Source organism: Nocardioides anomalus (assembly GCF_011046535.1).
GTDB lineage: Bacteria > Actinomycetota > Actinomycetes > Propionibacteriales > Nocardioidaceae > Nocardioides > Nocardioides anomalus.
This window is the reverse complement of record NZ_CP049257.1, coordinates 3,527,570-3,546,230: the sequence shown is the minus strand read 5'-3', so window position 1 is coordinate 3,546,230 and position 18,661 is coordinate 3,527,570. Positions and strand designations below refer to the sequence as shown.

The following is an 18,661-nucleotide window of genomic DNA, read 5'->3' as shown; positions in this document are numbered from 1 at the left end:
GCCCGGTGGGGGTCGGACGTGGAGACGGCTGTGGTCACCGGCGCGTGCGGGCCTTCTCCTCGCCCGCGTCACGCTTCGCTGAGGCAGGGGTCTTCTCCTCGCCTGAGTCACGCTTCGCTGAGGCAGGGATCTTCTCCTCGCCTGCGTCACCCTGCTGCGGGGGAGGAGTCTGCTCCCCGCCCGCGTCACGCTGCTCCAGGGGCAGCGTCGGGGCGGCCTCACGGGTGGTCACCGATCCGGTCTCGACTGTCCGGACCCGTTGCACCGGTCGTGCTCCGACCACGAGAGCGAGGGCCTCCGCGCTCTTGCCACGCACAGCCTGGACAGCGTTCCGCACGGTCCGCGACTGGGACCGACCGCGTCGCACCACCACGATGCCGAGGTCGGCTGCACCGAAGAAGGCCTCGCCCTCGGCGCTGTCCACACCCGGTGCCTGGATCACGATCAGGTAGCCGTCACGGACCAGGGGTGAGAGGACTGCGCGCACGCGGTCGGCGACGAGGAGCTCGCGACTCTGCGCATCGAAGCCCCCGTCGCTGAGCACGGAGAGCAGCGGCTCGACGCTCGGCCGCAGCAGGTCGCGGACATCGACGCGCTCGAAGAGCAGCGCCTGGGCCAGGCCGCGGTCATCGACGTCGACGCCGTCCCGGTTGTCGCCTCCGTCGGTACGCACGAGCACCACCCGATGACCGGCCTTGGCGAACGACTCCGCGATCGCGGCCGGGACCTCGCCGTCGGAGCTGGTGGGCCCGGGCGGGGCGACCGCGATGATGTCCGGGCGCGGCTCGAGCTCCAGCACGGCCGCCCGCAACCGGCGGACAGCGGTGCCGAAGGCCTCGGACTCGCTCCGCCGACGGTCGCGGCGGCGCAGCCCGGACGCAGGAGCGGCTGCGAGGACCGGCACTCCGGTGGCAGCGACGTCCGCGGTGGAGCGGACCACAGCGCGGCTGCGCTCGAGCAGCACGGCCAGCAGGCACCCCAGGGCCAGCCCGACCAGCGCGACCCCGAGCGGGACGACGGTCGCGGTGAGCCCCTCAGCGCTCTTGCCCGCCCCGGCTGGACCGATGACATCCCCGGTCGGCGACTCGCTGTTCTCCAGCGCCGTGCGCTGAGCCCGGAGGCTGACGAGCTCGTTGCGCAGGGCCCCCGACAGCTGCTCGTTGTAGAGCGCGGTCGCGGCGTTGTCGCTCTGGGCATCCGCGGTGGCCCGGCGCAGGTCCTCCATGACGGCGTTGGTGCGGGACTCGACCCGGCTGATCCGGGTCTGGTTGACCTCGTCCGACCGACGTGCCCGGTTCGCCAGGAACGCCTTGGCCACGGCGTCCGCGACCGGCTGGGTCAGGTTCTGCTGCTCGGAGGCGAACGTGATGTCCAGCACCTGGGTGTTCGGCGGGATGACCACCTGCACGTTGCGCTGCAGGGCGCCGAGGCTCAGTCCAGGGAACTGCGGCAAGACCGCGCTCAGCACTTCTTCGGAGCGCACCACCTGGGCCTCTGTCTCCAGGCTCGCGAGCTCGTCCTGCCGCACGGACGAGGGGCTGGGCACGTACGGGTTCCCTACCGACGGGTCGACCAGCACCCGGCTCGTGCTGGTGTAGACCGGCACCTGCGACCCGGCGTAGAGGTAGCCACCGACGACCCCGAGGAAGAGACACACGAGCACCAGCGGGAGGTGGTGCCGCACGGCACGCACCGTCGAGGTCGAACCGGGGCCGGCGTTGCTCGGGCTGGTGAGGTCAGGCGACATGATTGTCCTCGCGGATGGTGGTGGCGACCGGCGTCGCGCGTCGGCTCAAGGTGGAGAGGAGGTCGGGGCGGCGTCTCGACAGGGACCGGGCCAGCGCCCGGACGTCGAGGAGCAGGCTGAAGCGATCGCGGGCGGCACCCGTGAGCACCGCGGCCAACATCCCGAGCATGAGACCGGAGACGACCGGAACCTCTGTGTTGCGGTAGTCGGCCGCGGCCGGCACCGCGGCCGGGCGCAGCACGCGGGCAGGCTCCTGCAGCGCGTCCTGGAGCTCGTCGAGGGCAGCGCGGAACTCGACGACCTCGTTGAAGATGTCGTCTGACTCAGGGATGACGACCCGCATGCTCTGCTGCCGGGCCAGGTCGCGCTCCTTCGAGGAGACCAAGAAGCGCAGCTGGCGCAGCTGGTCCTGGCGCAGTGCGCCCAGCGTGCGTCCGCGTACCTCGATCAGCTGATTCGCTGCCGCGTCAGCGGCGCGGGCGGCCAGCGTCGGCGACGATGCCTGGATCGTGATGAAGAGGACCCGACTGAGCGGCGCGGCGGTCACGGACAGGTGGCTGCGCACACGGTCCGGGTCGATGCCCAGCACGTCGCTGATCGCACCGAGCACCCGAGGCGTCAGCACGAGTTGCGCGTCGGTGTCGATGGTGACCGCCGGAGCGACCAGGTCGCCGGTGGACAGGGTGATGTACTTCGGGACCGGTGCCAGCTCGATCGACGTCGTCGCCGAGTAGACCGCCGTCTGGCGCAGCGACCACGCACCGCCGAGAAGGACTCCGACGAGCATGAGCACACCGAAGACCGCAGCGTGCCTGCGCACGAACTGCGTGTAGTCGGACCAGAGCGGCAGCGTCGCCGGTGTGCTCACTGCCGCCATGCCGGCTCCCGTCCGAGGAGTCCGGCGAGCGCTCGGTCGTGGTCGTCGAAGTGCGACCGCAGACGCTCACGGGTCGCCTCGGACATCGGCGCGCTGGGGCGGCCGTTCCAGCGGTCGAACCGCTCGGGGAGCACCTCGGGCAACCCCAGGAAGTCCAGGAGGGCCGCATAGGTGTCCTCGGGGTGCTCGAAGAACGCCTCGCTCTCGACGACGTGCACTTGTCCGGGGGAGAGGTGCGCCTGCAGCCGGAGCAGCTGCTCGGCGTACTCGCCACGACGCACGTAGGCCTGATGACGGTGGGCATGGCTCCGGTAGTCACGGTCCGCCACCATCCGTGCGACCTCACCGTGGAGGCGTTCGTCCTCCAGACCGAGCGCGGTCTCGAAGGACTCGGTCTCGAAGCCGCGGGCTTGTTCGTGCTTCCAGGCGGAGTACGCGCGCTCTACCGGGTCCCTCAGCATGGCGAGCACCTTGACCTCGGGCAGGTGTCGCGCCAGTCGCTCGGCTGCGCACGGGTGCCACATGTAGTAGCCACTCGCCTCGAAGGTGACGGGCTCACCGGCGACCGGGCGTGGCCCGCGCCGCAGCCCGGCGACGGTGGGGAAGTGGCCCTGGTACCACGAGAAGTCGCGGTGGTAGTTGATGTCGAAGTAGTTGACTCCCTTGTGGAAGTTGGCCGAGTGCACCAGCGGGTGCGACATCAGGGCGCGGTAGAGCGAGGTGGTCCCGGCCCGCTGCGCGCCGACCATGATGAACGAGGGGAGTTGGCGGCGTCCGGCGGTTGCGGACCCCACGCGGACCGAGACCGCGCGTCCGACGGTCTTGACGCCGAGGGGCATCGCGGCACGAACGGTCATGGTCGTCCTCCAGGAGAGAGCTGGAACGGGTGCGTGAGGTGCTGCTCGAGCAGGGAGAGGATCCAGTCGGTGCGCCGTTCGAGCGAAGCCAGGGGCCCGTGCGTCAGCGCGTCCTCGTACCGAGTCGCGATCTCCAGCAGGTAGGTGGCGAACGTCGCCGCGTGGCGAGCCGGCTCGACGTCGAGGTCGAGCAGCGTGACGGGCACCTGGTCCAACAGCTCGCGCTCCCGGCGGGCAGCGTCGCGGCGACCCGGTTGGACAGCCTGCGCGGAGTGGTGCACCGCGTCGAAGCCGATCGGCACGCCTGTCGACGAGCGCTCCCAGTCCCAGACCTGGAGGACCGACCCGTCCATGCCCATGTTCCAGCCACCCCAGTCGCCGTGCCACGTGCCGAGCTCGAGCACCTGGCCGCCGTGGACCCGTTCGACCGCGCCCGCCGCGTCCGCGAGCCGCCGCCCTCGCCGGGTGTCGCCGAGCCGCTGCACACCGCCCGACAGCCGCGCCCAGAAGGCGCTCTCAGCCAGGACCTTCTCCTCCGTGCCGGCCAGGTGCGCCAGCTCCCGCACGGCGGCGCGTCGCGTGCTCGCGTCCACGGCCCGGCGCGGTTCGGTTCGCAGAGCGGTGACGACCAGTACCTGCACCCCCGACCACAGGTCGAGCCCGACCAGACGGGGGGGCCTCGAAGGAGACGGGGTGGCGTGCACTGAGGTCGGTGAGAACCTGTGCCTCCTGCCGCACGAGCCCCGCCGTGAGCTCGTTGTGCCCCACCTTCGCGAAGCCCAACACCTCGCCGGAAAGGTCGAAGACCTGGAGCACCGGCTTCTGGTTGGCACGACGCGTGCCGAGGATGACGCCGACGCGCACGTCGGTGCCGAAGCGTTCTGAGAGGTGGCGCTCGATCGAGTCGGCGCGGTCGGCGGAGCCCGACTCGACGCTCTGCTGCAGCATCGGCCAGCCGGTGAGGGCGAAGGCTCGCGAGCGGACCGACCGCTCGAGAAGGCCGCGCACCGGCGCGAGCGCCCTCGAGCTGCCGCCGAGGCGCCTCACCATGGCCGCCGAGGCAGGCACGTCGGCCGGCACGAGGACCCGGGGGCGCCGGGTGCTGGGGAACACGTACGCCTCACGGCTGGAGACGTGCGCCGCCCCCTGTCGTCGCCGGATCCGCGAGACCACCGGGGCCGTCCAGGGCTCCGGCCACAACAGCCGCGCGACCTCGGAGGCGTAGGACGCCGACGCACCGGGTGACTCCGCGCTCGGATCGGTGTTCGTCGCAGGCGTCGCCCGGGTCACGGTCACACCGCCACCTCCTCGGCGGGCAGGTCGGAGCGTGCCATGAGGCCGATGGTCATCATCGCGGTGAACATCGCAGCGCCGAGCGAGTCGTAGAACAGGAAGCAGAGCACCGCGCAGAGCAGGACGGTGCACGTCGTGACGTCGAGGGCAGCCGGCCCCCGAGCACGTCGCAGGAAGTGGTAGGCGAAGAAGGCGAGGCAGAGAGCCGTCCCGACGAACCCGGTGGTGAGCACCAGCCGCCACATGAACCCCTGCGTGCCGAGGGGTGGTGGAGCGCACTGGTGGCATTCGGCGGTCTCGCCGCCGGCGAGTGAGCTGAAGCTGCCCTGCATCGTCCTGGTGGTCCCGAACCCGACGAACGGAGAGCCGCTGCCGGTGACCGCGACGACCGTCTCCGCGGTGCCGGCACGGCGATCGTTGCTGTGCGGCGTCTCGACACGGAGCACGATCGTGTCGTAGAGCGGAGAGGACACGAACAGGATGCCACCGACGACGAGGGCGGCGACGAGCGCGTAGAGGGCCTTCGTGCGTCCGTTGACCGCGAGCCGGACCGCCGCGTACACCGCGGCGAGGGCCAGAGCGATCCAGAGTCCGCGGTTGAGTGAGAAGACGATCGGGAAGATCGACGCGACGAGCACGACGGGGCCGAGCTTGCGCAGTCGACCGGCGTCCCTGCCGAAGCAGGCCAGCATGAAGTACGGGAGGTAGAGCGCGACGTTGTTGCCCCAGTCGTTGGAATAGGGGAACGGTGCGGTGGGTCGGGGCTGGACGTAGCCCAGGAAGTCGACGCTCGAGGACAAGGAGGGATGGATCAGGGTCTTGACGAAGTAGGTCGACGTGAGGCTCCTCGGGAGGAGCAGCTCCATGAGGGAGGTGAACTCGAGCTCGGGCGTGACGACGGCCAGGACGCCGAAGCTCGCAGTCACCACGAACATCCAGCCGAGCAGTCGGACGACGCGCTGGGTGGGCAGCTCGCGGGCGGTGTTCGTGACGTAGAGCATGGCGATGGTGACCGAGACGTACCAGCCGCCCCAGACCGCGAACCCAGCCACCCGGCCCATGCCGCCGGTGCCGGGCACCGTCTGCGGCGCCTGCGCGCGGACCATCAGGACGCCGGCGAGCATCCACACCATGAAGAGCAGCCAGAGCGCCGAGCCCTTGGGAAGCCGCAACGGCTGCTCGCGACGGTAGAGGATGACCGCCATCGCGGCTGCGGCCACGAAGAAGATGAGCTGGGCCATGCCCAGCGCCCACCAGACCGGGAATCCGCCGAAGAGCACCACCAGCGGCCAGCCCGGCTTCAGAAAGCGGGGTTGCGGACGGCCAGGCGTCCGGGCGCCGTCCGCCGTGGCCAGGTCGGCGCCGACGACGAGCGGCATCGTCATCAGGCGTCCCCTCGTCGTGATCTGGCGTGACACCACCCCTGCGGCGCTGTCGGGTGAGACGCTAGGTAGGTGAGCGGCCCCGACCGGGGTGCCGCCGCAGCCATCCCCAATTGGGGGTACGGACATTCGGGGTGTGGGTGTGAGGCGAGCAGCGGGCGCCGAGTTCCGACGCAGGCGTGACGGAGCTGGCCGGACGGTGACGGCGGCGCTCCTGGCCGCTCTGCTGCTCCTGGCCGCGGGTTGTGGGTCCGACGACCCGCCGCGCGAGCCCCAGCCCCCGGCGGAGGCAGGCCCGGACCTCGACGACGCAGATCTCTGGCTCTCCTTCGAGCCGGACACGGCCGGTGACGTGAGCGCCACCTACACCGACGCCGCCGGCGGCGACGCGGTGGCCCGAGTGGTGACCGCGAACGGCGCGGCCTTGGAGGTCGTCGAGGGCCCGGACGGCGGTGCGGCCCTTGCCTTCCCGCCACTGTGTCCCGATGCCTCGGGATGCGCACGGGCCATGGTGGAGGTCCCGGACAGCGACGCCATCGACCCGGCGGACGGAGACTTCGAGTTCGGGGCCGCCGTCTGGCTGGCGCCCGACCAGACCAACGGCGGCGAGAACATCGTGCAGAAGGGTCGCTTCGGGACCGAGGGCGGCCAGTTCAAGTTGCAGGTCGACAACGTGGAGGGCCACCCCAGCTGTGCCATCCGCGGTGACGGCATGACCACGCCGGTGCTCGCCGAGTCCGACGTCTCGATCGCAGACTCCCGGTGGCACCGCGTCGCGTGTCGACGCGACGCCGGAGGGGTCACCATCGTGGTGGACGGCGAGGAGTCGAACCAGGCGGGGGCCACCGGCTCGGTCGAGAACGAGTGGCCGGTGCGGATCGGAGCCCCGGGTGTCCAGGACGGTGACGACCAGTTCCACGGTCGGGTCGACGACGTCTACCTCGTCATCGGCAGCTGAACGCCAGGCCGCTCAGGTGAGGCGCGCCACCCAGTCGGACGCGAGCAGCTCGGCGAACGCCACCTCGGTCTCGCCGCGCAGGGCGTAGGAGCCGTCGGAGGCGTCGTGCACGGAGTTGAAGTACGACATGGCCACGATGCCGTGCTCCCGGGCGTACTCGGCAGCGTCGACGAGCCAGTCGGCGGCCAGACCGGGGTTCGACGGGTCGTCTTGGCAGCCGTACTCGCCGACGACCAGGGGCGCCCCGCCCGTCCAGCTCAGCACCTCGTCGGCCTTGCTGCCGAACGTGCGCCACTCCTTGCCGTTCTTGGGTGACCAGGAGTTGTAGATGTCGACGCCCACGGCCGCGACGCCGGGGACGAGCCACTTCGACGGGTCGATGTCGTCGTGCAACGGGTCGAAGGTCCAGTGCTGGAGGATCGGCACCACCGTCACCTGGGGACACTGCTCAGCCGCCCGCTCGAGGACGCGGAGCTGCATCGCGACCCAGTCGGTGACCCGCATCCCGTCAGGTCCCGTGTCGTTCTCCGGCTCGTGGTGGACGCTGAGGAGGACCGGGGCTCCCAGGGCGCCGAGAGGCGTGAGCATGCTGTCCAGCCACCCGTCGTGATCGCCGTCAGCGATGGCGGCCCAGGTCACGTTCGGTTTGACCGAGACGTGCGGCAGCCTGCCCGCGGCCAGGTCCTCGCGTGCGCGGGTCACGAGCTTGTCCGGCTGGTTGCGGCCCTGGGCGAAGAACGAGCGGCGCAGCGCGAGCGTGGAGCCCAGGACGCCCTCCCACTCACCGATCGACTCGTGGTGCGCCACCGAGGACCCGAAGTAGACCTGACCGGGGGCGGGCGCGCCCGCGAAGGTCGCCGCCGGGGGGCTGGGGGCCAGGGTCGGCGTCGGGCTCGGTCGGATCCGGACCCGGTCGGTGCCCCGGTCCGCCGATCGGCACGCGGACAGCGCGGGGGACAGGGCGAGCGCACCTCCGAGCGACAGGACGCCGCGACGGCTCAAGGTCACGGTGCAGAACGTAGGGGCGCCTGCGACGCCGAGCCGCGACCCTCGGGTGGCCCTCACCCATTTCGGGGACTCGGACACTCCGGCGCGGGCAGGACCTCGGCGGACGACGAGATTGCGACTTCAGTCGCGGGGACCGAGGACCCTCAGGAGCTGCCATGAGCGACCAACGAGCGATCAGCCACGGCGAGAAGTCGTCCAGCAAGGGGGCGCGCGGCGTCAGCAAGCGCCTCGACGCCCTCTCGTCCCTCACTCCACTACGCGGCCGGCGTCTGCTCGACATCGGGTGCGCTGACGGCACGTACACACGCCGACTCGCCGTCGGTTTCGCCCAGGTCGACGCGGTGGACATCGAGCCGGAGCGACTGGACGACTTCCGCCGCGCCGGCCTCGGCAGCATCCGCGTCCAGGAGATGTCTGCCGACGCTCTCGACTTCCCAGACGAGACGTTCGACGTCGTCACCGCGATCGAGGTGATGGAGCACGTCGGCGACGTCGACGCCGTGCTCCGCGAGGTTGCGCGCGTGCTGTCCCCAGGTGGCCGGTTCCTCGTCACCACCCCGAACCGGTGGTTCCCCTTCGAGACGCACAAGCCCATCATCAACGGCAAGCGTCGCCGCCCCTGGGTCGCTCCGGGCCTGCCGTGGATCCCCGCCGTGCACCGCAAGTTCTCCGACGCACGGGCCTTCACCGTGACGGGCCTGTCCCGACAAGCCTCCGCGGCGGGACTCCGGATGTCCGCGCACACCTACATCATGCCGCCGTTCGACGCGTCTGCGGTGGGTCGCCGGATCCGCCCGGTCACCGACTGGGTCGAGGGGTCTCCGCTGTCGTTCTTCGGCATGGCGCTGGTGGGCGTCTTCGAACGCCCGGTCCGGTGACCGCGGGCAGGGTGCGCGTCCCCGAAATGGAGGAATCCCCGTTCCGGGCGCGCGACGAGGACCCCGGGCCCGCAGCATCATGCGCACCATGGAGACCGGCACCCACATCCCGTCGAGGGACAGCGCCGGTGCGCCGGTGCTCCTCGTGACGTCCCAGGGTGGTCATCTCGCTCACCTCATCGCGCTCCGTGCGTGGTGGGAGGGTCGTGACCGCCTGTGGGTCGCGCCGCTGACGCCGGACGTCGTCGACCGCCTCGGCGGGGAGCGAGTGGTCAGCTCGTTCTCACCCACGACGCGGAACCTGCTGAACCTCGTGCGCAACGCGGCCCTCGCGGTGCGGGTCTTGCGCCACGAGCGCCCGGCGATGGTCGTGAGCGCGGGCGCCGGCGTGGCCGTCCCGTTCTTCGTCGCCGCCTGGCTGATGCGCATCCCCACCGTCTTCATCGAGGTCTACGACCGCGTCGACACCCCGACCATGACCGGTCGGTTGTGCGGGCCCTTCACGACGCGTCGGATCGTCCAGTGGCAGAGTCAGCTCGCCTTCTACCCGGATGCCAGCCTGGTCGGACCGCTGCTGTGAACGGCGCGCCGCTGGTCGTGGCACTGGTCGGCACCGACCACCACCCCTTCGATCGCCTCGTGTCCTGGATGGACGACGCGGCACGCCGACGGCCGAACGTGCGGTTCGTGGTGCAGCACGGTACGACCCGTGCCCCGTCGGTGGCCGAGGGACGCGCCTTCCTGGGCCACGACGACCTGCAGGACCTGTTGCGGCGGGCTGACGTGGTGGTCTGCCACGGAGGGCCGGGCACGATCACGGACGCCCGGGAGGCGGGTCACCGGCCCCTCTGCGTCCCCCGGGACCCGGCCTTCGGAGAGCACGTCGACGGGCACCAGCTGCGGTTCGCGCGGACGGTCGGCGACGCCGGGGTCGTGAAGGTGGTCGCGCAGGCCGCCGAGCTCGCCACCGAGCTCGACCTCCGGCTGACGTCCCGGACACGGACCGGTGAGGTCGAGAGCGCCACCGTGGCGCGCGATGCCGCCCGGGCTGCGCTCGCCGCGGAGCTCGACGAGCTCCTCCGGGTGCGCCCGCTGCGCCGCGTGCGGCTGCGTCGCGCTTCCTGAATCAGGACTGCCGGCCGATGCCGTGCCTCGTACCCCGTATGGGGGACGTTGTCGGCGGCGGGACCGGTCGGCGGTCATCGTTGGCCAGGGTCTGGTCCACGACACGTGCGTCTCCACCCCGTCTCAGGGGTGGTGGACACCCAAGGTCCGGGGGGACGAGACAGATGGCAGCCGTCACGGTGGTGTACCTGGGGGGCTTCGGCCGCTCGGGGTCCACGGTGGTCGAGCGAGTGCTCGGCGCCTCCCGGGGGTGGACCAACGTCGGTGAGCTCATCGACCTCGCCCGGTACGTCGGCCCGTCGGACGAGCTCTGCGGTTGCGGTGAGCGGTTCTCGGCGTGCCCGTTGTGGAGCCGGGTCGGCGAGCTGGCCTTCGGCGGGTGGGACACGGCGGTGTTCAGCCGCTTGGTGTCCCTCCAGCGTGCTGCGGCCCGGCAGCGCAACCTGCCGGCCCTGCTGACCGTCCGCCGTCGATCGTCGGCGCTGTCCGAGCTGCAGTCCGCCTACACTGCGATCTACCAGGCGGTGGCCGAGGTGACGGGGAGCGGCGTCGTGGTCGACGCCTCCAAGGGCCCGGCCTTCGGTCAGGCTCTCGCCGGCGCGCCCGAGCTGGACCTCCGCATGCTCAACGTGGTGCGTGACCCCCGCGCCGTGGCGTGGTCCTGGACGCGCACCGTGGAGCGCCCGCACGCCGACGCCGGCGGGTCCGGCGGCGCGCTCGAGATGTGGCGGATCCCGGCCCACCGCTCCGCGGCCCAGTGGAGCGCCCTGCAGGTCGAGATGGCCGCGATCGCGGCGTGGGGCCGCAGGCCCTCGGCGCGGCTGCGCTACGAGGACTTCGTGCAGCACCCCGCCCGCAGCACCCTGGCCGCCGCGAGGGCGCTGGGTGTGGAGCTGTCCGCGACGGACCTCGCCCCGATCGACGACCGGGGACGCGTCGTCCTGGAGCCGAGTCACGGCCTGTCCGGGAACCCGTCCAGGTTCAGCTCGGGCGTGCTCGAGCTGCGTCGCGACGACCGCTGGTCCCACCAGATGGGGCGGCGCGACCGCGCCGTCGTCACCGCGATGACCCTGCCGCTGCTGCGCGCCTACGGCTACCCGACCCACACGTCCCACCGGACGCCGCCGGTGATCAGCACCGCACCCGCGTCCAGCACCGAGGAGCACACCGTGACCACACCAGCACCCACGCCGAGGACGACCCCTGCGCTGGTCAGCGTCGTCATCCCGACCCGTGGCCGCAACGCGCTGCTGAAGCAGACTCTGGCCTCGATCATCGATCAGGACTACGACGGTCCGATCGAGATCGTCGTCGTCCACGACCGCGAGGAGATCGACCCCACGCTCACAGCCCTCTCGCGTCCTGAGCGCCAGGTGCGCTCCATCAACAACACGCGCACGGGCGGCCTCTGCGGGGCTCGCAACAGCGGCCTCCTCGAGTCGCGCGGGGCGTACTACGCGAGCTGCGACGACGACGACCTCTGGCACCCGTCCAAGGTCCGCCGTCAGGTCGAGCGCCTCGAGTCCGACCCCGACCTGCTGGCGGTCGGCGCGGGGATCCGGCTCCTCATGGGAGAGCAGGGTGACGTCGACTGGCCCGCGCGGGAGCCCGTGGTGAGCCACGAGCGACTGCTGCACAACCGGGTCAAGGAGCTGCACAGCTCGACGCTGATGATGCCGCGGGCGGCCTTCGACGTGGCCGGGCTCTACGACGAGGAGCTCCCCTTCAGCTACGGCGAGGACTACGACTGGCTGCTCCGCGCCACTTCCGCGGGCAAGGTGGGGGCGGTGGAGGAGGTCCTCGCCGACATCCGCAAGGACGTGCCCTCCTGGTTCAGGGACAAGTCCCTCAACACGGCGACCGCGCTGGAGTACATGCTCGACAAACACCCTGGTTTCCGCCGCCGACGGCGCGGGCACGCACGGATCCTCGGCCAGATCGCCTACGCACGCGCGGCGGGTGGACAGCGCGCCCGCGGGCTCCGCATCGCCGGGCGCGCCCTGCGCCGCTACCCGGCCGCGCCCCACGCGTGGCTCGCGCTGGCCGTGGCGGGACCCGGCGTGCAGCCGCAGCGCATGCTCGGCCTGGCCCGCCGGCTCGGACGGGGGCTGTCGTGAGCAGGCTGCCCAACTTCTTGTACATCGGGCCGGACAAGGCGGGCTCCTCGTGGCTCCACGAGACGCTCCTGCGCCACCCGGACGTCTACCTCACCCCGGCCAAGGACCTCTACTTCTTCGACCGCTACTACGACCGCGGGACGGACTGGTACGCCGAGCAGTTCCGCGACGCCCGTGGTGAGTCCGTGGTCGGCGAGGTGTGCCAGGACTACCTCTTCCACCCTCAGGCCGCCGACCGGATCCGGGCGACCCTCGGCCCGTCGGTCCGCTTCATGGTCTCGCTGCGCGACCCCGTCGAGCGCGCCTGGTCCTCCTACCTGTACGCCCAGAAGCACGGCATGTGGCTGGAGCCCTTCTCCGACGCCCTTGAGCGCCGCCCGGAGCTGCTCGGCCACGGGCGCTACGCCACCGGGCTCGAGCGCTTCCTCGAGCACTACCCGCGCGAGCTGGTGCACGTGGCCGTCTTCGACGACCTCGGCCGCGACCCGCAGGGCTTCCTCGACGCGGTGACGGACTTCCTCGACATCGACCCGCTGCCGCTCAGTGAAGAGGAACGCCGGGCCAAGCTCACGGCCGCCAAGGCGCGATCCGTCCGCGCCGCGAACCTCGCGCGCCGGGGAGCCGACTGGCTGCGCGAGCACGACGGCGCCCGGATCGTCGGGCACGTCAAGCGGTCCCCTCTGGTGCACCGCGTCCTGTACCGACCCCTCGACCGCAGTTCGGTGCGCCCGGAGGAGCGGGACGTGGTGGCGGTGCGCACCGCACTCGCGCCCGAGGTGGAACGCCTCGAGGACCGGCTCGGGCTGAGTCTCCGCGAGGCGTGGGGCTGGTAACGTCAGCGGTCGCCTGGACGCGGTCGAGGGGCCGGCAGAGTGATCCCCCAACCCCTCAGATGCCGGCCCCTCGCTACCACTGAGCCACATCGAGGGTCCCGAAGGTGCCGCGGGGCGCACGGGTCCCCAACATCGGGTACGCCGAAACCGGGTTGAGCGGACCGCACGCCCTGGGCAGGGTGGCTCCATGGCTTCCTCGATCTCGCACACGACCATCGACTGCGGCAACGCCTACGAGCTCTCCGAGTGGTGGAAGCCGGTGCTCGGCTACGTCGACATCGACGGCGACCCGAACCTGCCCGGGCACGAGGAGTGCATGATCCGCGACCCGGAGACCGGGCACCAGGTGCTGTTCATCGAGGTGCCGGACCGGGTGCGCGGCAAGAACTGGCACTTCGACGTGCGCCCGCGCGAGCGCGGCCGCGACGAGGAGGTCGAGTGGCTGCGGGAGTACGGCGCGGAGGTGGTCGCCGACCACCGCGGGAAGTACGGACCGGGCAGCGGGTGGGTGACCTTCGCCGACCCGGAGGGCAACCAGTTCTGCGTGCTGCGGTCGCCGGCCGAGCCGGCCGCCCAGGAGCCGGCCCAGGAATCGGCCCAGGAATCGGCCCAGGAGGGCTGAGCCGAGGCCTCGGGGCTGTCGGCGGCGGCTCGTAGACTGAATCCAACACCCCCACCCGCGCGCGGATGGGGGCTGTGCTGCTGTGCCCTCCCTGCCGCGACCGCGCTCCACCTGCTCACCGATTGGCTGCCCGTGACCCTCTCCGGACTCTCCGACGCCGTCCTCGCCGACCCCACCCTCGACGAGGCGATCGCCGATGCGCGCGGGGGCGCGGTGCGGGCGCTCGACCTCACCGGGCCGCAGGCGGTCCGGCCGTTCGTGGTCGACGGCCTGGTGCGGGCCGGCCGGACGGTGCTGGCTGTGACGGCGACCGCGCGCGAGGCCGAGGACCTGGTCGAGGAGCTGGGGTCGCTCATCGACCCCGAGAGGGTGGCCCTCTACCCGAGCTGGGAGACGCTCCCGCACGAGCGGCTCAGCCCGCGCAGCGACACGGTCGGGCGGCGCCTGGCGGTGCTGCGGCGACTGGCGCACCCGGACGCGGCGCACGGCGCGCTGTCGGTCGTGGTGGCGCCGGTGCGCTCGGTGCTGCAGCCGCAGGTCAAGGGGCTGGGCGACCTCGAGCCGGTCGAGCTGGTGCCGGGCCAGAGCGTGGCCATGGACGACGTGGTCCGGCGACTGGCCGACGCGGCGTACTCCCGGGTCGACCTGGTCGAGCGGCGCGGTGAGTTCGCGGTCCGCGGCGGCATCGTCGACGTCTTCCCGCCGACCGAGGAGCACCCGCTGCGCGTGGAGTTCTGGGGTGACGACGTCGAGGAGATCCGCTCGTTCTCGGTGGCCGACCAGCGCGCGCACGAGGCGGTCGACCGGCTCTGGGCGCCGCCGTGCCGCGAGCTGCTGCTCACCGACGAGGTGCGCCGGCGCGCGTGGGAGCTGGGCGAGCGGCACCCGCAGCTGGTCGAGCTGACCGACAAGATCAGCTCCGGCATCGCGGTCGAGGGCATGGAGTCGCTCACCCCGGTGCTGGTCGACGAGATGGAGCTGCTCGTCGACCTTCTCCCCGAGCAGACCCACGTGCTGGTCCTCGACCCCGAGCGCGTACGCCGCCGCGCGCACGACCTGGTGGCGACCAGCGAGGAGTTCCTCGGCGCCAGCTGGGCGGCCGCGGCGAGTGGCGGCGAGGCCCCGATCGACCTCGGCGCGGCGTCGTACCGCGAGCTCGGCGACGTCCGCGCCCACGTCCTGGCCGAGGGCCAGAGCTGGTGGACGGTCAGCCCGTTCGGCCTGGCCGACGACGCCGACACCCTGGTGCCCGACGCCGACACGGCCGGCGTACCGACCCGCACCCTGGCCATGCAGGCCGCCGACGCCTACCGCGGCGACGTGGACCGGGCGTTCAAGGAGCTCGCCGAGCTGCACGCCGCTGGCTTCCGCTGCGTCGTCGTCCACCCGGGCCACGGCCCGGCCCAGCGCACCGTCGAGGCGCTCGGCGAGCGCGACGTGCCGGCCCGGCTGGTCGACCTGCTCGAGGACGCCCCGCCCGCCGACGTCGTCACCGTCACCTGCGGCTCGCTGACCCACGGCTTCGTCGACGAGCACAACCGGCTGGTCCTGCTCACCGGCGAGGACATCTCCGGCCAGAAGGCCACCTCCACGCGCGACATGCGCAAGATGCCGGCGCGCCGCAAGCGCCAGATCGACCCCCTCGAGCTGGCGCCCGGCGACTACGTCGTGCACGAGCAGCACGGCGTCGGCCGCTTCGTGGAGATGAAGCAGCGCGAGGTCGGCGGAGCGGTCCGCGAGTACCTCGTCCTGGAGTACGGCGCCTCCAAGCGCGGCGGACCCGCCGACCGCCTCTACGTCCCGGCCGACGCGCTCGACCAGGTCACGCGCTACGTCGGCGGCGAGCAGCCGTCGCTGGACCGGCTCGGGGGAGCCGACTGGAACAAGCGCAAGGGCCGCGCCCGCAAGGCCGTGCGCGAGATCGCGGCCGAGCTCATCAAGCTGTACGCCGCGCGCCAGGCCACCCAGGGCTACGCCTTCGGCCCCGACACCCCGTGGCAGCGCGAGCTCGAGGACGCCTTCCCCTTCACCGAGACCCCCGACCAGCTGACCACGGTCGACGAGGTCAAGGGCGACATGCAGAAGGTCGTCCCCATGGACCGCCTCATCTGCGGCGACGTCGGCTACGGCAAGACCGAGATCGCGGTGCGCGCGGCGTTCAAGGCCGTCCAGGAGGGCAAGCAGGTCGCCGTGCTGGTGCCGACCACGCTGCTGGTCACCCAGCACCTGTCGACCTTCACCGAGCGGATGACCGGCTTCCCCGTCGTGCTCCGCGCGCTGAGCCGCTTCCAGTCCGACAAGGAGGCGCGCGAGGTGATGGCCGGCATGGCCGACGGCACCATCGACATCGTCGTCGGCACCCACCGGCTGCTCAACCCGGACGTCCGCTTCAAGGACCTCGGGCTGATCATCGTCGACGAGGAGCAGCGCTTCGGCGTGGAGCACAAGGAGCAGATGAAGCGCCTGCGCACCTCGGTCGACGTCCTGGCCATGAGCGCCACCCCGATTCCCCGCACCCTGGAGATGGCGATCACCGGCATCCGCGAGATGTCCACGATCACCACCCCGCCCGAGGAGCGGCACCCGGTCCTGACCTACGTCGGCGCCTACGAGGACCGCCAGGTCACCGCCGCCGTGCGCCGCGAGCTGCTGCGCGAGGGCCAGGTCTTCTACATCCACAACCGCGTGCAGAGCATCGAGAAGGCCGCGGCCAAGATCCGCGAGCTCGTCCCCGAGGCCCGGGTGGCCACCGCGCACGGCCAGATGCACGAGAAGGCGCTCGAGCAGGTCATGCTCGACTTCTGGGAGAAGCGCTTCGACGTCCTCGTCTGCACCACCCTCGTGGAGTCCGGCCTCGACGTCTCCAACGCCAACACCATGATCATCGAGCGCGCCGACACCCTCGGCCTGTCCCAGCTGCACCAGCTGCGTGGCCGCGTCGGCCGCTCGCGGGAGCGCGCGTACGCCTACTTCCTCTACCCCGCCGAGAAGCCGCTCACCGAGACCGCCCACGAGCGCCTGGCCACCCTGGCCCAGCACTCCGACCTCGGCGGCGGCATGGCCATCGCCATGAAGGACCTCGAGATCCGCGGCGCCGGCAACCTCCTCGGCGGCGAGCAGTCCGGCCACATCGCCGACGTCGGCTTCGACCTCTACGTCCGCCTCGTCGGCGAGGCCGTGAGCGAGTTCCGCGGCGACCAGGAGCCCGAGCTCAACGAGGTCCGCATCGAGCTCCCCGTCGACGCCCACCTCCCGCACGACTACATCCCCAGCGAGCGCCTGCGGCTCGAGATGTACAAGCGCCTCGCCGAGGTCCGCGCCGACGACGACGTCGACCTGCTGCTCGAGGAGCTCAAGGACCGGTACGGCGAGCCGCCCGTCGAGGTGCAGTCGCTGCTCCTCGTCGCGCGGTTCCGGGCCCGCGCCCGGGCCGCCGGCGTCGGGGAGGTCACGCTCGCGGGCAAGAACGTCCGCTTCGCGCCGGTCAGCCTGCCCGAGTCGCGGGTCGTGCGGCTGCAGCGGCTCTACCCGAAGTCGATCGTCAAGGCGCCCGTGGAGACGATCCTCGTGCCGCGGCCGCACGTGGGGGGCGTGATGGGGAAGCCGCTCGACGGGATCGGGTTGCTGCAGTGGGCGCATGAGGTGATCGATGCGGTGATCGATCCGGCTCCTGTCGTTGCGTCGTAGTTGGCTTCTGGGTGCTTCGGCTCGTGGTGCGGCTCTCGGGGTTCCGGCCGCCTGTGGACTGACCCGGCCCCCGCCGGACCGCAGCCCCCTCACCGAACGCAACCGACGCCGTGTTGCACGCGACTGCTCCCAGCCCTCTTGCGTTGGGCATGCGTGCCCCACGCCGCGGGTCTAGCGTTCGGCGAGGGGGCTGCGGTCCGGCGGGGGCCGGGTCAGCCCACAGGCGGCCTGGTTTGGCGGCGGCACCCTCGCCTTCGCCTTCACGTGGGTGGGTGGATGCGGTTGGGGTTGTCGTAGATCGTGACGCAAGCGTGGCCGCCAGAGGCGGCCGCGCATTGCGGGCGGGGCTTGCCCCGCCCTTGAGCGCGTCTTACCGCCCCGACCGGGTCCCGCTGTCAAGGACGGACCACTCGCCGAAGGCCGCCGTCCGCCACGAAGTGGCGCGTAGCGTCCTTGACAGCGGGAGTCGGGCTGGTGAGCGCGCGGCCGCTACGCAATTGATCACTCCAACAAGCAAGAACCGGCGACGGGCAAGGAGAGACCCACGACCAGCGCAGTGACACCCTTCGGTGTCTAATAGCGGCGTGCGGAACGTGCGTCTTCTGGCTGTGGTGCCCGTCGTGCTCCTGACCGGTTGTGGGGTGGCGGGGACGCAGTTCCACCCGGGTGTGGCCGCTCAGGTCGGTGACGACACGATCACGGTCCGGCACGTGGACCAGGTCACCGACAACTACTGCAAGGCGCTGGAGGAGGTCTCGCGGACCCAGCCGCCGCAGGGGGACCAGACGACGCCGTTGCGGTACTTCTCCAGCGACTTCGTGAAGTCGCTCGCCTCGGAGGCGGCGGCGCGGCAGCTGGCCGACGAGCTGGGGATCGAGCCGACCAAGGACTACCAGGACCGGCTGGCGCAGCTGGAGCCGCAGCTGGAGCCGCTGAAGAGCGAGGCGCAGAAGGACGCGGTGCGCGACGTGGTGGGGGCCAACGCCTACACCGACGACGTGCTGACGCAGATCGGCGCCAAGGAGCTCGAGGACCAGGGCCAGTCCAGCGCGTCGCCGGACGACCAGCTGGCGGCGGGGCAGAAGAAGCTCGACGAGTGGGCGCAGGACCACGACGTGACGATCAACCCGAAGTACGCCACCGAGCTGGGGGCCACCGAGCCGGTCGACACCGACCTGTCCTTCGCGGTGAGCGACCTGGCCACGAAGGGCCAGGCGGCGCAGGTCGACCCGGCGTACGCCGACGCGCTGCCCGGCGACCAGGTCTGCCTCGACTGA

16 protein-coding genes are annotated in these 18,661 nt (G+C 71.7%); 9 read left to right on the top strand and 7 right to left on the bottom strand.

All coding sequences use genetic code 11. The features are described from left to right. Positions 1-34 precede the first annotated feature (34 nt). From G5V58_RS17875 to G5V58_RS17850, 6 genes are read right to left on the bottom strand one after another with little or no spacing between them, the layout of a single operon-like run. A complete protein-coding gene (locus tag G5V58_RS17875; RefSeq protein WP_165235733.1) occupies positions 35-1,747 on the bottom strand; it encodes a Wzz/FepE/Etk N-terminal domain-containing protein in 1,713 nt (570 codons plus the stop codon). Further along, positions 1,737-2,615: a YveK family protein gene (locus G5V58_RS17870; RefSeq protein WP_165235731.1), complete on the bottom strand. Its 879-nt coding sequence runs from the start codon at positions 2,613-2,615 to the stop codon at positions 1,737-1,739. The genes G5V58_RS17875 and G5V58_RS17870 overlap by 11 nt, the downstream gene beginning before the upstream one ends. Beyond that, positions 2,612-3,481: a sulfotransferase family protein gene (locus G5V58_RS17865; RefSeq protein WP_165235729.1), complete on the bottom strand. Its 870-nt coding sequence runs from the start codon at positions 3,479-3,481 to the stop codon at positions 2,612-2,614. Before G5V58_RS17865 ends, G5V58_RS17870 begins: the two co-directional genes overlap by 4 nt. Next, the gene (locus G5V58_RS17860) at positions 3,478-4,047 is read right to left on the bottom strand and encodes a hypothetical protein (protein WP_165235727.1); all 570 of its coding nucleotides are present in this window, start codon (positions 4,045-4,047) and stop codon (positions 3,478-3,480) included. Before G5V58_RS17860 ends, G5V58_RS17865 begins: the two co-directional genes overlap by 4 nt. Next, positions 3,998-4,777 (bottom strand): hypothetical protein, encoded by a 780-nt coding sequence (locus G5V58_RS17855; protein WP_165235725.1) that lies wholly within the window; start codon positions 4,775-4,777, stop codon positions 3,998-4,000. The genes G5V58_RS17860 and G5V58_RS17855 overlap by 50 nt, the downstream gene beginning before the upstream one ends. Then, a complete protein-coding gene (locus G5V58_RS17850; RefSeq protein WP_165235723.1) occupies positions 4,774-6,159 on the bottom strand; it encodes a hypothetical protein in 1,386 nt (461 codons plus the stop codon). Before G5V58_RS17850 ends, G5V58_RS17855 begins: the two co-directional genes overlap by 4 nt. Before the next feature lie 196 nt (positions 6,160-6,355). Between G5V58_RS17850 and G5V58_RS17845 the strand changes: the two genes are divergently transcribed. Beyond that, entirely contained in the window at positions 6,356-7,114 is a 759-nt protein-coding gene (locus tag G5V58_RS17845) for a LamG-like jellyroll fold domain-containing protein (protein ID WP_165235721.1), read from the top strand. 12 nt (positions 7,115-7,126) lie between these two features. On the opposite strand, the gene G5V58_RS17840 is transcribed toward G5V58_RS17845, so the two are convergent. Continuing rightward, on the bottom strand, positions 7,127-8,122 hold the full coding sequence (locus G5V58_RS17840; RefSeq protein WP_165235719.1) for a hypothetical protein: 996 nt from the start codon (positions 8,120-8,122) through the stop codon (positions 7,127-7,129). Between the two features lie 155 nt (positions 8,123-8,277). Between G5V58_RS17840 and G5V58_RS17835 the strand changes: the two genes are divergently transcribed. The 8 genes from G5V58_RS17835 (at position 8,278) to G5V58_RS17800 (ending at position 18,661) form a co-directional block, all read left to right on the top strand. Continuing rightward, positions 8,278-9,000 carry a class I SAM-dependent methyltransferase gene (locus G5V58_RS17835; protein ID WP_165235717.1) on the top strand — a complete coding sequence of 241 codons (723 nt, stop codon included), beginning with the start codon at positions 8,278-8,280 and terminating at the stop codon, positions 8,998-9,000. 88 nt (positions 9,001-9,088) lie between these two features. After that, positions 9,089-9,580 (top strand): glycosyltransferase family protein, encoded by a 492-nt coding sequence (locus G5V58_RS17830; RefSeq protein ID WP_165235713.1) that lies wholly within the window; start codon positions 9,089-9,091, stop codon positions 9,578-9,580. Continuing rightward, complete coding sequence (locus tag G5V58_RS17825) at positions 9,577-10,125, top strand: glycosyltransferase (RefSeq protein ID WP_165235710.1); 549 nt, start codon at positions 9,577-9,579, stop codon at positions 10,123-10,125. The genes G5V58_RS17830 and G5V58_RS17825 overlap by 4 nt, the downstream gene beginning before the upstream one ends. A 164-nt stretch (positions 10,126-10,289) precedes the next feature. After that, positions 10,290-12,242: a glycosyltransferase gene (locus tag G5V58_RS17820; RefSeq protein ID WP_165235707.1), complete on the top strand. Its 1,953-nt coding sequence runs from the start codon at positions 10,290-10,292 to the stop codon at positions 12,240-12,242. Beyond that, positions 12,239-13,075: a sulfotransferase family protein gene (locus G5V58_RS17815; protein WP_165235704.1), complete on the top strand. Its 837-nt coding sequence runs from the start codon at positions 12,239-12,241 to the stop codon at positions 13,073-13,075. The genes G5V58_RS17820 and G5V58_RS17815 overlap by 4 nt, the downstream gene beginning before the upstream one ends. 187 nt (positions 13,076-13,262) lie before the next feature. Beyond that, positions 13,263-13,697 (top strand): VOC family protein, encoded by a 435-nt coding sequence (locus G5V58_RS17810; protein WP_165235701.1) that lies wholly within the window; start codon positions 13,263-13,265, stop codon positions 13,695-13,697. A 132-nt stretch (positions 13,698-13,829) separates the two neighbouring features. After that, complete coding sequence (gene mfd, locus G5V58_RS17805) at positions 13,830-17,384, top strand: transcription-repair coupling factor (RefSeq protein ID WP_165235698.1); 3,555 nt, start codon at positions 13,830-13,832, stop codon at positions 17,382-17,384. 611 nt (positions 17,385-17,995) lie between these two features. Beyond that, positions 17,996-18,661: a hypothetical protein gene (locus G5V58_RS17800; RefSeq protein WP_165235696.1), complete on the top strand. Its 666-nt coding sequence runs from the start codon at positions 17,996-17,998 to the stop codon at positions 18,659-18,661.